At 62.8% G+C, this 13,555-nt stretch carries 13 protein-coding genes; 3 read left to right on the top strand and 10 right to left on the bottom strand.

Going from position 1 to position 13,555, the window contains the following annotated elements; translation table 11 throughout:
* Positions 1-44: 44 nt before the first annotated feature.
* Entirely contained in the window at positions 45-1,163 is a 1,119-nt protein-coding gene (locus LRQ04_RS18880; RefSeq protein ID WP_235521841.1) for a histidinol-phosphate transaminase, read from the bottom strand.
* A 79-nt stretch (positions 1,164-1,242) separates the two neighbouring features.
* Complete coding sequence (locus tag LRQ04_RS18875; protein WP_235521840.1) at positions 1,243-1,602, bottom strand: LysM peptidoglycan-binding domain-containing protein; 360 nt, start codon at positions 1,600-1,602, stop codon at positions 1,243-1,245.
* 350 nt (positions 1,603-1,952) lie between these two features.
* On the opposite strand from LRQ04_RS18875, the gene lexA reads away from it, so the two are divergent.
* Positions 1,953-2,696, top strand: coding sequence for a transcriptional repressor LexA (lexA, locus tag LRQ04_RS18870; RefSeq protein WP_235521839.1), 744 nt, complete (start codon positions 1,953-1,955; stop codon positions 2,694-2,696).
* Positions 2,697-2,730: 34 nt separating this feature from the next.
* Here the strand turns inward: lexA and LRQ04_RS18865 are convergent, their stop codons facing one another.
* Both LRQ04_RS18865 and hflX read right to left on the bottom strand, forming a co-directional pair.
* Positions 2,731-4,791 carry an ATP-dependent DNA helicase gene (locus tag LRQ04_RS18865; RefSeq protein ID WP_235521838.1) on the bottom strand — a complete coding sequence of 687 codons (2,061 nt, stop codon included), beginning with the start codon at positions 4,789-4,791 and terminating at the stop codon, positions 2,731-2,733.
* Positions 4,784-6,346: a GTPase HflX gene (hflX, locus tag LRQ04_RS18860; protein WP_235521837.1), complete on the bottom strand. Its 1,563-nt coding sequence runs from the start codon at positions 6,344-6,346 to the stop codon at positions 4,784-4,786. The genes LRQ04_RS18865 and hflX overlap by 8 nt, the downstream gene beginning before the upstream one ends.
* A gap of 495 nt (positions 6,347-6,841) precedes the next feature.
* On the opposite strand from hflX, the gene LRQ04_RS18855 reads away from it, so the two are divergent.
* A complete protein-coding gene (locus LRQ04_RS18855) occupies positions 6,842-7,456 on the top strand; it encodes a class I SAM-dependent methyltransferase (RefSeq protein WP_235521836.1) in 615 nt (204 codons plus the stop codon).
* Here LRQ04_RS18855 and dapF read toward each other — a convergent pair.
* From dapF to LRQ04_RS18825, 6 genes are all read right to left on the bottom strand, one after another.
* Positions 7,437-8,405, bottom strand: coding sequence for a diaminopimelate epimerase (gene dapF / locus LRQ04_RS18850; protein WP_235521835.1), 969 nt, complete (start codon positions 8,403-8,405; stop codon positions 7,437-7,439). The two genes, LRQ04_RS18855 and dapF, sit on opposite strands and share 20 nt — an antisense overlap.
* Before the next feature lie 41 nt (positions 8,406-8,446).
* The gene (gene miaA / locus LRQ04_RS18845) at positions 8,447-9,358 is read right to left on the bottom strand and encodes a tRNA (adenosine(37)-N6)-dimethylallyltransferase MiaA (RefSeq protein WP_235521834.1); all 912 of its coding nucleotides are present in this window, start codon (positions 9,356-9,358) and stop codon (positions 8,447-8,449) included.
* Positions 9,359-9,373: 15 nt separating this feature from the next.
* Complete coding sequence (gene miaB / locus LRQ04_RS18840; RefSeq protein ID WP_235521833.1) at positions 9,374-10,903, bottom strand: tRNA (N6-isopentenyl adenosine(37)-C2)-methylthiotransferase MiaB; 1,530 nt, start codon at positions 10,901-10,903, stop codon at positions 9,374-9,376.
* Positions 10,903-11,376: a regulatory protein RecX gene (locus tag LRQ04_RS18835; protein WP_374198981.1), complete on the bottom strand. Its 474-nt coding sequence runs from the start codon at positions 11,374-11,376 to the stop codon at positions 10,903-10,905. Before LRQ04_RS18835 ends, miaB begins: the two co-directional genes overlap by 1 nt.
* 58 nt (positions 11,377-11,434) lie before the next feature.
* Positions 11,435-12,475, bottom strand: coding sequence for a recombinase RecA (gene recA / locus LRQ04_RS18830; protein WP_235521831.1), 1,041 nt, complete (start codon positions 12,473-12,475; stop codon positions 11,435-11,437).
* Positions 12,476-12,721: 246 nt separating this feature from the next.
* Entirely contained in the window at positions 12,722-12,919 is a 198-nt protein-coding gene (locus LRQ04_RS18825; protein ID WP_235521885.1) for a DUF3046 domain-containing protein, read from the bottom strand.
* A gap of 68 nt (positions 12,920-12,987) precedes the next feature.
* Between LRQ04_RS18825 and LRQ04_RS18820 the strand changes: the two genes are divergently transcribed.
* Positions 12,988-13,521, top strand: coding sequence for a MarR family winged helix-turn-helix transcriptional regulator (locus LRQ04_RS18820; RefSeq protein WP_235521830.1), 534 nt, complete (start codon positions 12,988-12,990; stop codon positions 13,519-13,521).
* Positions 13,522-13,555: the final 34 nt, after the last annotated feature.

The raw sequence follows: 13,555 nt of genomic DNA, 5'->3' as shown, positions 1-13,555 counted from the left end.
GGACGTCCTTCTACACGGAAGTTGGATGGGGTCTATTGACAAGTTTAGGCGGGCCGTGATGCTTGGCTGTCCAAAAGGCCTTCCAAGGCGACAAGGAAGGCCGTGGTTTCCGGCTCAGTCCCGGCAGTCACCCGCAAGTGGCCCGGAATTCCTACGTCACGGATCAGCACTCCGGCATCGAGCAAGCCCTGCCAAATGGTCTGCGGATCCTCCAGCCCGCCAAAAAAGACGTAATTGGAGTCCGATGCAGCAGGCTTGAGGCCCATCCGCAGCAACTCGGTGACGATGCGGTCGCGTTGCACTTTGATGTCCTCAACATCGGCCATCAGCGCTTCCCTGTGGCTCAGCGCCGCGAGTGCGGTTGCCTGCGTAATGGCCGAGAGGTGGTACGGAAGCCGGACCAGCCTGATCGCATCCGTAACCTCCGGCGCAGCGGCCATGTAACCCAGGCGCGCGCCGGCCAAGGCAAAGGCTTTGCTCATGGTCCGCGAGACGATCAGCCGTTCCCTGCCGGGCAGCAAGGTCAGCGCGCTGGGCGTGTTGTCGTGGGCAAACTCGTGGTACGCCTCGTCGACGATCACGATCGCCCGGCTCGCTTCCCCGGCTTCATAGACAGCCTCGACAACATCCAGCCCGAGCCCTGTCCCGGTGGGGTTGTTCGGTGAGCACAGGAAAACAATGTTGGCCCCGGTCTCCCGAACCTGGGCGGCAGCCGACTGGGCATCCAATCCGTAGTCGTCAGCCCGGACTCCCCGGACATATTCCGTGTCCGTGCCGCTGGCGAGCAGCGGGTACATGGAATACGTGGGAGGAAAACCCAACGCCTTGCGACCAGGCCCACCAAATGCCTGGAGTATCTGCTGGAGGACTTCGTTCGATCCATTGGCAGCCCAGATGTTGTCACGGGAGAGACCGTGACCCAAGTACTCGGCCAGGGATTCGCGAAGCTCGGTGAACTCGCGGTCGGGATAGCGGTTCAGACCGGTGGCAGCAGCGGCGACGGCCTTCGTAATGGCGGCCTGCACATCCGCCGGGACCCCATGGGTGTTCTCGTTGACGTTCAGCAAAATGGGGACATCAAGCTGCGGTGCGCCGTAGGGGCTCAGTCCACGCAGGTTGGTCCGGAGGGGAAGTCGGTCAAGTCGCTCAAGCTGCTCACTCACCCAGTCAGTTTAAGGGGCCGCTGCGACTGCCAACTAACTGTGACGCCGGGCCACCCCTGTTTCGCGCAGGGTCCGACACTTAGTTGGCGGGTACGAAGAGCTGCTGACCGGGCTGGATGCGGCCGCCACGAAGGTCATTGAGCTGGATGATTTGCGAGATGACATCGCGGGGGTCCCGCTCAGGGGCTGCCGCTCCTGCAATACCCCACAGGGACTGGCCGGGCTGGACAGTGACTGTAACGGCGACTGGGGGTCGAAGCTGTGACTGCGAGTCGGAGGCCTTTGCGGGCGCGGTGATGAAACCGGCAAGGCTCAGCAGCGCAGCCACCAGCAACATGGCGGGGATGCCGAAGAACACAATCCGCCCCCGCCGGGTCAGGCGCAGGCGAGCGGGAACCTGGGTGGTGCGGAAATCAGCGAACGTAGTGATTGCGGACATGAGCTGAGCCCTTCTGAGCTATTGCCAATGTGCCGGATGCCCGGCGCCTGGCTGCCAATTCTTGGTGTTCTCCTGTGCCGGCCCTTGGATGTTCGAACACTTTCTTCGAACATCGGGACTCAGCATCAGGTTTATAGAACACATATTCGAACCTTGCTATGACATTTTTAGCACTTATCAACGAACGGTGTCGAGACTCGCTAGAACAAATGTTTGATAAACGCCTGTGGCTGCCCTACGTTTGAGTGAAGAAACAGCACTGTTTCAGTGGAACAGGAGGGTCTGACATTTTTGCGGGCCCCACTTCCCCGGACGCACTCCGGGGACGGAATGGAAAGGCATTGGCGAACATGGCAGCGAAAGCCACGGGCGGCGCAGTACCCCTGCGGAGCCAACAGCCTCAAAAGAGCCCCAAGAGCCTGACCGTCCGTCAGAAGAAGATCCTGGAGACCATCCAGAGGTCCGTGAATGACAACGGATACCCGCCCAGCATGCGTGAGATCGGCGACACCGTCGGCCTTGCCAGCCTCTCGAGCGTCACCCACCAGCTGTCCCAATTGGAAAAGCTCGGGTACCTCCGCCGCGATCCGAAGCGGCCCCGGGCCATGGAAGTCCTGATGCCCTTGACCCTGGACAGCGGTCCTATCCCCGGCGTCGAAGCACCCACGGCGCTTCGCAGCACGGGCGGACTCGCTGTGACGGAACTGGCCAGCGCCAGCGATACAGCGATGGTTCCGCTGGTGGGCCGCATCGCCGCCGGTGGTCCCATCCTGGCCGACCAGACCGTGGAGGACGTTCTCCCCCTCCCGCGGCAACTCGTGGGGCATGGCGAACTGTTCATGCTCAAGGTCGCCGGAGATTCCATGATTGACGCGGCCATCTGCGACGGAGACTGGGTCGTGGTGCGGCGCCAGAACGACGCCATCAACGGAGACATCGTCGCCGCACTCCTGGACGACGAAGCAACCGTGAAAACCTTCCGGCAGCGCGACGGACATACGTGGCTGCTCCCCCAGAACACCCAGTACGAGCCCATCCTTGGCGACCAGGCCACCATCATGGGCAAGGTCGTCTCGGTGCTGCGCTCCCTCTAGCCCTCACGCGGGTCCTGAGGACCCCCCTGGGAGGCTAGGAGCCCTTTGCCGACCCCAGCCGCTCCAGGACACCTCGGACTACTTTGCGGTCGGTTGTGGCCCAAAATGGCGGCAGGGCAGCCCGAAGAAACCCGCCGTAGCGTTCTGTGGAGAGCCTGGAATCAAGTACGGCCACCACACCCTTGTCACCGGTTGATCGGATCAGGCGTCCAGCTCCCTGGGCCAACCGAATGGCCGCGTGGGTGGCCGACACGGCCATGAAGCCGTTTCCGCCGGACTGCGCGACCGCCCGTGAACGGGCGGTCATCAGGGGGTCGTCCGGACGTGGGAAGGGAATGCGGTCTATGACCACCAGTCGGCAGGAGCCGCCCGGAACGTCCACCCCCTGCCACAGGGACATGGTGCCGAACAGGCAAGTGTCCGGCTCATCAGCGAACTGCTTGACCAGCGCAGCCATGGTGGACTCACCCTGGCAAAGGATGTCGACGTCAAGGCGGAGCCGCATGGCATCGGCCGCTTCCTCGGCTGCCCTCCGTGAGGAGAACAGGCAGAGCGCTCCCCCACCCGAGGCCCTGATGAGGTCTTCCAACTCGTCAAGGGCTTCCGGCGATGTACCCCGACCAGGCTTGGGCAGGTGCTTGGCCACATAGAGCACACCCTGCTTGGGGTAGTCGAATGGCGACCCCACATCGATGCCCGTCCAGCTCGGGGCGCCGTCACCGATAAGGCCCAAGCCACCGGCGGCCGGTTCAAAAGCCGCGCCTATGGCCAGCGTGGCGGAGGTGAGGACCACCGTGTGGCCGGCAAAAAGCCCTTCACGCAAACGGCCTGCGACGCTTAACGGCGCAATGTTAATGAGGGCGGGTGCTGTTTCATCAGGCTGGGAGTAGCCCTGCTGGGGGTCGAAGTTGCTGTTTCGCGAGAACCACACCACTTCCCTGTTCTCCTTGGCGGCGAGCAAACGTTCGCACAATTCCAGGATGAGCATGAGCCGTGATCGCGCCAGTTGCCGACCGCCGTCGACCGCGTTTGAAGAGTCCGTCTTCGAATCCGAGAGTGCCGCGCGTGTGGCGTCGCGCAACTGGTCAAGGCAGTCGAGCTGTTCATCGTTGAGTCCGTTGGGCAACAAGCCATTGGGCACGCCTGCGATGGCCATATCCAGCCGGTCGGCCGCAGCGTTGAGGGCATCCACAGTAATGGCCGTGTGCTTGCGCGCACTGGACGCTGCAGCATGGACCATGGCCACGGACAACTGACCGGACACGGCTCCGGTCACGCGATCCTGAAGTTCGTGGGCCTCATCGACCACCACGACGTCGTACTCGGGGAGCACGGCCAGGCCCTCAAACGCACTCACGGCCAACATCGCGTGATTCGTGACGACGACATCCGCTTCCGCTGCGCGGGACCTTGCGAGTTCACTGAAGCATTCCTCGGCCATGGGGCATTTTTGCGCCCCGAGGCACTCCATGGATGTGACCGAAACCTGCCGCCATGCACGGTCGGTGACCCCCGGCATGAGTTCGTCGCGATCGCCGGTGGACGTCTTCCCGGCCCACTCACGAAGCCGGACCACTTCCTTGCCGAGCTGCGATTGCGGCCCGCCCATGGACGCAGCAAAGTGCGGAACGCTGGTGTCCTCGCCCAGTGAGAACAGTTGTCCCTCGGAGGGCTCCTCGCTGGGGAAACCCCCCTCAAGTTTCTGCAGGCAGACGTAGTTTGCCCGCCCCTTCACCAACGCCACATTGACGGGGCGCTTAAGAGCGGGGTTGATGCTTTCCAGCAGCCGGGGTAGGTCCCGGCCTACGATCTGGGTCTGCAGTGCCAAGGTGGCGGTGGACACGAGAGTTGGTTTATTGCTGTCCATCGAATGCGCGATCAACGGAATCAGGTACGCCAACGACTTACCTGTTCCGGTCCCCGCCTGGACCAGCAGATGCTCCCCGGTCTCGATTGCCCGGGCAACGTGTTTGGCCATCTCGTGCTGGCCGGCACGGCTTTGTCCGCCCATGCCGGCAACAGCCCGGTCCAACAATTCGAGGGTGGCCTGTTCGCCCACCGACTCGACGGCGTCCGCCGCCAACTTCTCAACCATTGCTGACGAATGACTCCAGCTCGGCTGCCAGTCCTTCGCGGACCATGACAACCACGCGCGTCCCGGATTCCTCGTGGTCAAGGCTCAGGATTTCCGAGTCGGAGCTGTGCAGCTTGCTGATCATGTCTCCGCGGTCGTAGGGAATCAGCAGCTCAAGGCGTACACCCGGCCGTGGAATGGACCGGCTGATATCCTCCAGCAGTTCCGCGATGCCCTGGCCCGTGCGGGTTGAAACCACCGCATGGCGGGGCTCCTTTTGCTTCAGTCGCTCAACGACGAAGGGATCGGCGACATCGACCTTGTTCAGGACAATGATTTCCGGGACCTTCCGGGCATCGACTTCCGTGAACACGGACCGCACTGCGGCGATCTGTCCCTCGGGATCCGGGTGCGAAGCGTCGACGACATGCAGGATCAAGTCCGCATCCGCCACTTCCTCCAGCGTGGACCTGAAGGCTTCGATCAGCTGGGTAGGCAGCGAACGGACAAACCCCACGGTATCGGCAAGCGTGTACCCGATGCCGTCCGGGGTCTGGGCCTTGCGGACTGTGGGATCCAAGGTGGCGAACAAAGCGTTCTCCACCAGGACACCCGCGTCCGTCAGGCGGTTGAGCAGCGAGGACTTGCCTGCGTTGGTGTACCCGGCAATAGCGACGGACGGAACGGCATTGCGACGGCGGTTGGCACGTTTGGTCTCGCGCGCCGGCTTCATCGCGGCGATTTCACGCCGAAGCTTGGCCATGCGCGTGCGGATTCGACGGCGGTCCAGTTCGATCTTGGTCTCACCAGGACCACGCGAACCCATACCGGCTCCGGCTCCACCCACCTGGCCACCTGCCTGGCGGGACATGGAGTCGCCCCAACCACGAAGACGCGGCAGGAGGTATTCAAGCTGGGCCAGTTCAACCTGGGCCTTGCCCTCGCGGCTCTTGGCGTGCTGGGCGAAGATGTCGAGGATCAGTGTGGTGCGGTCCACCACCTTGACCTTGACGATGTCTTCGAGTCCACGTCGCTGCGAAGGTGCCAGTTCGGTGTCGACCACCACGGTGTCGGCGCCCGTGGCTGCCACGATGTCCTTCAGCTCCTGGGCCTTACCTGATCCCAGGAAAGTCCCGGGGTCCGGCTTGGTACGGCGCTGGACCAAACCATCCAGAACCTCCGAGCCGGCGGTCTCGGCCAAAGCAGCCAGCTCGCGCAGCGAATTCTCTGCGTCTGCGAGCGTTCCCTCAGTCCACAGGCCGGCAAGGACGACGCGCTCAAGGCGCAACTGCCGGTATTCGACCTCGGTGACGTCTTCGAGTTCCGTGGAAAGCCCGGCCGTACGACGCAGGGCCCGGCGTTCAGCCAGATCTTCCTGGTCGCCATCGTAAATGCTGTGTTCCTGGTCCAGCGTCGAGATCGCCTGCGCCTTGCCGAACACACTGCCGGCATCGTTGTCATTGGATGCCTGCGCAGGTACATCCTTGGAAAGAATCCGGTCGATGACGGCCTGGATTTGTTCAGGACTCATGTCCTGGGCGTCGGAATCGGATCCGGAGTGCTTCTGGGTGGTCATGGTCTCCTTAGACTGTTCGGCTATTCCAGAATAGTGCTGTTTGCTTGCTGATGGGGCGCTATTCGCGCTGGGCTGACGGGCTTGGGCCAAAGGGGCCTCCTGTGTGCTGCGCGGCCGTGCCTCCACGGCAGGGAAGGCCGCTGCGATTCAAACGAAATAGGGTCCGCGCGGAGGTCCGGGGCAACCAAGGAATTTGACATCCGTTCTTCCTGGCAGCCGTCGTCAACGGTTACGCCAAGGCACTGGATGGTGTGATCTTCTTCAGTGTCAGTCAGCTGCGCCGTGCATTGGCTGACTTTGCCAGGTGGGACCTGCCGGGCGGAAAGGCCGTGCGCTTGGCTCGGGGCCAAGCGGACCTGCATCGCGGGCGGTGCCGTGTTTCGGCAGACTACTCAAAGATCAAGAACATGACTTCCACTTTAGCAGCCGCTGTCAACCCATCAGCGGGATGCGGCAGTTTCCCATGTCGCCGTCGGCCCACTAATCTGGCAAATTATGGAGTCTGCACACTATTTCACTGCCCAGCCAGCTGGACCCTTCATCCGCAAACCACTCACGGTGGAGCTAGCTGGCGCTACCCGCCACCTGCAGACCTCCTCGGGTATCTTCAGCCCCGACGGTGTGGACAAGGGCACGGCGATCCTCTTCTCGGAAGTTCCGCCCCCAGCACCGCAGGGCAACCTGCTGGACGTCGGTTGCGGATGGGGTCCCATAGCCCTGACCCTCGGATTGAAGGCTCCCCATGCACGGGTTTACGCCGTGGACGTGAATGAGCGATGCGTGACGCTGACCAACGAGAATGCTGAGGCGCTTGGCCTGGACAACGTAACGGCCAGTCTTCCCGACCAAGTGGATCCCGACCTGGAGTTCGACACCATTTGGTCGAACCCGCCCATCCGGATCGGCAAGGCGGAACTTCACACGCTGCTCTTGACGTGGCTCCCGCGCCTGGCACCGGGGGGCAACGCCTGGTTGGTGGTCCAGAAAAACCTGGGGTCGGACTCGCTCCAACGCTGGCTAGCCGAAGAACTGGACAGCACCTTCACGGTGTCCCGTGAAAGCACGTCCAAGTCCTTCAGGATCATCAGGGTCAGGAAAGCGTCCCAGTAGCTACGATCACGGCGGGACCGCTGAGCTCAACGTGCTCACGGCCGCCGGCACCCGGGAAGAACTTCACACCCACGACGCCGCCCGGTACCTTGACGTGCCAGTCGTTCGGGGCCGTACTGCCGGCCCAGTGGCGGATCGCCACCGCTGCGGCGCAGGCTCCCGTGCCGCACGACTGCGTCTCCCCCACGCCACGTTCGTGGACACGCATGGTGATGGTTCCCACACCGTCTTCAACCAGCGGTTCGGCGGGAACGACGAATTCGACATTGGTGCCATTGGCAGGCTTGGGATCCACGACAGGAGGCTTGAACAGCTGCGTGGCCGTCAGCTCGCTGAGCTCCGCCAGTGCGACCACTGTGTGGGGGTTTCCCATACTGACTGAGAGGCCCGGCCGGGCGACTTCGAGGCCGTCCGCGCTGACCAGGGCATCCATGGCCTTGCTGGTGGCTTCCTTGGGGAAAATGAACTCCCAAGGCCCCATGTCCACGGCATAACCCGTGGCGGTGCGCACGATCTTCTTGACGCCGCCACGGGTGCCAATGGTCAAAGTCTCGCCTGGGCCCAGTTCCACCAGCTTTTCGGCGATGAGGAAATGGACGAAGACCCGAACTCCGTTGCCGCACATCTCCGACAGGGAACCGTCACCGTTGCGGTAGTCCATGAACCACTCGGCGGCAGGGTCCTGTTCAAGCAGGGCGCGGCCTTCGGGAAGGAACCTCGAGGGCACCGCACGGATCAGGCCATCTCCCCCAACGCCGAGGTGCCGGTCGCATAGCTGGGCGACCTGCTCCGGGGTGATCTCGTGGGCGTCGCCTGGGTCCGCAATGAGGACGAAGTCATTACCCGTTCCGTGGCCCTTGGAAAACGCCAGCCCGGACAGATTGGCAGCGGTTACGGAAGCGCCGGCAGCAGCGGGCTGCTCGGCGGAAAGGGAAGCGGTTTCGTCCATGGCACTAGGCTACCTGCCACGGCTCGCCGGTCCGAAATTCGTCAGGCCGCAGCTGCTGCCTTGGCCACGAGCCCGGGGTCTTGCCAGTCCAACCACGTGATCCGCGGATCCGCCCGGAACCACGTCAACTGACGCCGGGCGAACTGCCGCGTAGCAACGATGGTCTCTTCAGCGGCAGCGGGGACGTCAGCCTCGCCGTCGAGCACTTTGAGGAATTGGGCGTATCCCAAGGCCCGGGAAGCTGTCTTGCCGTTCCTCAAACCGGCGGCATCGAGGCGCTCCACTTCATCCTGAAGCCCGGCTGCAACCATCCGATGCACCCTTTGGGCGAGTCTTTCCCGGAGGACCTCACGGTCCACCGACAGGCCAATTTGTACAGCGGGCTGGAAATACTCACGCTGAGGCATGAAGGAGCTGAACGGACGGCCCGTTATCCGGTGGACCTCAAGTGCCCGGATCACGCGGCGGGCATCCCCCAACCGCGCTGCAGACACGGGATCGACAGCTTCCAGCCTGGTCCTCAGCGGCGCCAACCCATGTGCTTCGCATTCCTGCTCGAGTTCCTTCCGAACCGATGGATCGGTCCCCGGGAATTCCAATACGTCCAGCGCCGCCCGGACGTAGAGTCCTGAACCGCCCACGATGATGGCGCGCTTGCCCCGTGAATGGATCTCCTGGATGGCGGCGCGGCACTCGGCCTGGAAGTCCGCGACACTGGCCTCTTCAGTGACATCCATGGTGTCAAGAAGGTGATGGGGAACGCCTTTGCGTTCTTCCACGGTGATCTTTGCTGTTCCGATGTCCATACCGCGGTAGAACTGCAGGGCATCCGCGTTGATCACTTCACCGTCCAAAGCCAGGGCAAGATCGACCCCGAGATCCGATTTGCCGGATCCGGTCGGTCCAACCACGGCAATGACGGGAGGCTGAGGTTCAGGGTGGGAGAACGACACGTCGCGCTGCCCGCCCTAGGAGCGGCGTACGGGCAGCGATGGCATGCCCAGGGACACGCCACCCTTTGCGGAGAGTGAGCCGGGTGCAGGAACACCGCAGGAATCTGCCTGTGCCCGGTCCCATGCGTCGCCCGCACGGGACCTGCGCAGCACGTAGTCCTCCGCGGTGGCAGGATCCGCCACAAGGTGGAATGCCGCGGCTTCGGTGATGGTCACCGTGACAAAATCACCCGGACGAGGCGTTTCAGCCCCCGCTGGGACGGAGAAGTGAACCAACCGCTGGTCCTTGGATCGGCCAGACAGCCGATGCGTTTCCTCGGCCTTGCGACCGGACTGGGCGGTCACCAGAACTTCCACCTGCCGGCCACGTTGGTTTGCATTCTCCTCGGCGGCGATGCGGTCCTGCAGGGCGGTGAGGCGCTCGAACCGTTCCTGGACAACGGCCTTGGGGAGCTGGTCCGGCAAATCGGCAGCAGGTGTGCCGGGACGCTTGGAGTATTGGAAGGTGAAGGCCGAGGAAAAGCGTGACTTTTCCACGACATCAAGCGTTGCCTGGAAGTCTTCTTCAGTCTCACCGGGGAAGCCAACAATAATGTCGGTGGTGATCGCGGCGTTGGGGATGCGCTCCCGGACCTTGTCCAGGATTCCCAGGAACTTGCTGGACCGGTAGGAACGGCGCATGTCCTTAAGGACCTTGTCCGAGCCCGACTGCAGCGGCATGTGCAGCTGGGGCATGACATTGTGCGTCTCGGCCATGGCGTCAATGACGTCGTCGGTGAACGCAGCCGGATGTGGGCTGGTGAAACGGACGCGCTCCAGTCCTTCGATATCCCCGCAGGCCCTGAGCAGTTTGGAGAACGCCTGCCGGTCCCCGAACTCAACCCCGTATGAGTTCACGTTCTGCCCAAGCAACGTCACCTCGACTGCGCCATCATCCACCAGGGCCTGGATCTCTGCCAGGATCTCCCCGGGACGGCGGTCCCTTTCCTTGCCCCTCAGCGAGGGAACGATGCAGAACGTACAGGTGTTGTTGCAGCCGACAGAAATGGACACCCAGCCGGAGTACACCGAGTCCCTCTTGGTGGGAAGCGTTGACGGGAACACATCCAGCGATTCGAGGATCTCAAGCTGTGCCTCGTTGTTGTGACGAGCACGGTTCAGGAGGGCCGGAAGGGCACCAACGTTGTGGGTGCCGAAAACGGCGTCCACCCATGGCGCCTTCTTCACGATGGTCTCGCGGTCTTTCTGGGCCAGGCAGCCACCAACGGCAATCTGCATTCCGGGGTGCGCTTCCTTGACCTGCCGCAGCTGGCCAAGGTTGCCGTAGAGCTTGTTATCCGCATTTTCCCGAACAGCGCAGGTGTTGAAAACCACGACGTCGGCGATGTCACCGTCAGCCGGTACGTAGCCCGCGTCCTCGAGGAGTCCGGCCATCCGCTCGGAATCGTGGACATTCATCTGGCAGCCAAAGGTCCGGACCTGGTAAGTCCGGGGCGCGGCCGAAGGATTGGCGGAAGCTGCTGGGGAAGGAATGGTCAAACTCACTACTCAAGGGTACCGGCTTCTGCCAGCACCTCACCGACGATCCTGAAGGCCAAGGAGGGCGCGTAGCCCTTGCGTGCGAGCATCGAGGCAAGACGACGTGTGTACTTGTCCCGCTCCGCGCGATCGGTCAAGTCAATGCCAGGCCGCAGCTTGCGTTGAACGAGCTCACGCGCTGCCAGTTCCTCGTCCTGATCGCTGAGCTGGGAGAGCGCCTCTTCTGCGTCTTCCAGCTCAATGCCTTTGTCTGAAAGTTCGCGGCGAAGTGCGCCCTTGGCGAGCTTCTTGCTTTGCGACCGGCTACGGACCCACATCCTGGCGAACTCGGCGTCGTCGATCAGCTGAACCTCTTCGAACCGGTCCAGGACAGCCTCGGCCACGTCTTCAGGGACATTCCGCTCGGCCAGTTTCCGGGACAGCTGCAACCGGCTCCGCGGCGCCATCGTCAATTGCCTCAGGACGATGGCACGCGCCACGGACTCGGGATCTGGTTCAGGATCAGCCGCAACTGAAGAGTCCGGGTCCGGACCTTTCCTAGCCGTCAACGGCCTTCAGCTTCGGCGAGTCTTCCTCAGGCTTGACACCTACGCCGAGCTTTTCCTTGATCAGACGCTCCAGCTCCTGAGCCAGTTCAGGGTTATCGCGCAGGAATCGACGCGAGTTCTCCATGCCCTGGCCAAGCTGGTCACCGTCATAGGTGAACCATGAGCCGGACTTCTTGATGATGCCGTGCTCGACACCCATGTCGATGATCCCGCCCTCGCGGGAAATGCCCTGCCCGTAGATGATGTCGAACTCGGCGATCTTGAACGGCGGAGCCATCTTGTTCTTGACGATCTTTGCCTTGGTGCGGTTACCCACGGAATCCGCACCTTCCTTCAGGGTTTGGATGCGCCGGACATCGATGCGCACGGAAGCGTAGAACTTCAGCGCCTTACCACCGGTGGTGGTTTCCGGGGAGCCGAAGAAGACACCGATCTTTTCACGCAACTGGTTGATGAAAATGGCGGTGGTCTTGGTCTGGCTCAAGCGGCCGGTGATCTTACGCAGGGCCTGGCTCATGAGGCGAGCCTGGAGGCCAACGTGGGAGTCACCCATTTCGCCTTCAATTTCGGCGCGCGGAACCAAAGCTGCAACGGAGTCGATGACGATGATGTCCAGCGAGCCGGAGCCCACCAGCATGTCCATGATTTCCAGGGCCTGCTCGCCGGTGTCCGGCTGCGAGACCAGGAGCGCGTCGGTGTCCACGCCCAGCTTTGCTGCGTAGTCTGGGTCGAGCGCGTGCTCGGCATCGATGAAGGCCGCAATACCGCCGGCGCGCTGCGCGTTGGCTACCGCGTGGAGGGCAACGGTGGTCTTACCCGAGGATTCCGGGCCATAGATCTCCACGACACGCCCGCGCGGCAGTCCGCCAATGCCCAGGGCTACGTCCAAGGCAATAGACCCGGTAGGAATGACCTCGATGGGCGCACGGGTGTCGTCACCCAGGCGCATGATAGAGCCTTTGCCGAACTGCTTGTCGATCTGGGCAAGCGCTGCTTCGAGCGCCTTCTCACGATCCGGGGCTGCCGCCATGGTTCACACCTCTGATGCTTTCTCGCTGTGGAGTGGCCCGAAGGGCCGCTTTCCTGTCATGACCGACGCTATTACGGTGCCCGGACATTTTTACAAGCCGACCCCCGCTATGTGGATAAACGGGACCGCTGGATGCCGTGGAATGCGTCTTTCAGGATCAATTTTCCTCTTCCGTGAGCATATCCCCATCCGAACAGATATTCGAACAATGGGTCGGCGTGTCACGCCGCGGAGACCTCAACGTACTTAGCTGGAGGCCGGCTTGATGTCCTTGCCCAACCTGCGTTCGAGGGGGACATCCTGGACGTCGCACAGGGCCAACCACACTTCGCGGGGCTGGTACCCGGCCGCCAGGGCCTCCACCGCAGTGCGTCCACCGACGCCGGCAAGCACCAGGGAGCTGGCCAGAACCCGGGAGTAGCCGGCCCCGAATTCGTCGTCCATCAATCGCCAAAAGTCACTTGCCCTCACGGATAGAGTCTCTCATGCCGCCGGACTCTAGAATGGTTGCCATGAGCAATCCTCTCCAGAGCGCGCCCGACACGGTCCCTGCAGGCGACGCCGTGGACGACGCCCTCCAGCAGGTGGAACACCAGCTGAGCCTGCTCTGGCGCCGCGCCCGTTCAATCTCCCACCAATTGTCCCGACAGGTCCATCCGGACATGGAGCCGGCTGCCTACGGACTCCTTACCGTCATACGGAGGGAAGGTCCCATCCGGCTCACCGAGCTCGCTACGTGCATCGGGGTGGGCAAGCCCTCTGTCAGCCGCCAAATCGCCTTCCTGGAAAGCATTGGCCTCGTGTACAAGGAAGCCGATCCGCAGGACGGCCGCGCCCAGTCCATCCGACTGACGGAGAAGGGCGAAGAGAAGATGCACCAGGTCCAGGACGCCCGCCGGCAGGTGTTCCGGGAACGGCTCGGTGAGTGGCCGCTGGAGGACGTCCAGACGCTGGCGGACTACATGGGCCGACTCAACGCCATCTACGGCGATGGCGTATTGAGGGATGTCACTCTTAAGGAAAACACTCCGGCCGACCCAGCCTAGGTTGCGCACAGGCCGGCGCCCCCCATCAAGGAAC

The organism is Paenarthrobacter sp. AR 02, assembly GCF_021538675.1.
Taxonomy (GTDB): Bacteria; Actinomycetota; Actinomycetes; order Actinomycetales; family Micrococcaceae; genus Arthrobacter.
This window is presented reverse-complemented; position numbering and strand designations above follow the sequence as displayed.

Bases quoted from the DNA above. Each gene is read 5' to 3' on its own strand.
- LRQ04_RS18875 (WP_235521840.1), bottom strand. From the start codon at position 1,602: ATGTCCGCAATCACTACGTTCGCTGATTTCCGCACCACCCAGGTTCCC.
- lexA (WP_235521839.1), top strand. From the start codon at position 1,953: ATGGCAGCGAAAGCCACGGGCGGCGCAGTACCCCTGCGGAGCCAACAG.
- LRQ04_RS18865 (WP_235521838.1), bottom strand. From the start codon at position 4,791: ATGGTTGAGAAGTTGGCGGCGGACGCCGTCGAGTCGGTGGGCGAACAG.
- hflX (WP_235521837.1), bottom strand. From the start codon at position 6,346: ATGACCACCCAGAAGCACTCCGGATCCGATTCCGACGCCCAGGACATG.
- LRQ04_RS18855 (WP_235521836.1), top strand. From the start codon at position 6,842: ATGGAGTCTGCACACTATTTCACTGCCCAGCCAGCTGGACCCTTCATC.
- dapF (WP_235521835.1), bottom strand. From the start codon at position 8,405: ATGGACGAAACCGCTTCCCTTTCCGCCGAGCAGCCCGCTGCTGCCGGC.
- recA (WP_235521831.1), bottom strand. From the start codon at position 12,475: ATGGCGGCAGCCCCGGATCGTGAGAAGGCGCTCGAAGCAGCGCTTGCC.
- LRQ04_RS18825 (WP_235521885.1), bottom strand. From the start codon at position 12,919: ATGGACGACGAATTCGGGGCCGGCTACTCCCGGGTTCTGGCCAGCTCC.
- LRQ04_RS18820 (WP_235521830.1), top strand. From the start codon at position 12,988: ATGAGCAATCCTCTCCAGAGCGCGCCCGACACGGTCCCTGCAGGCGAC.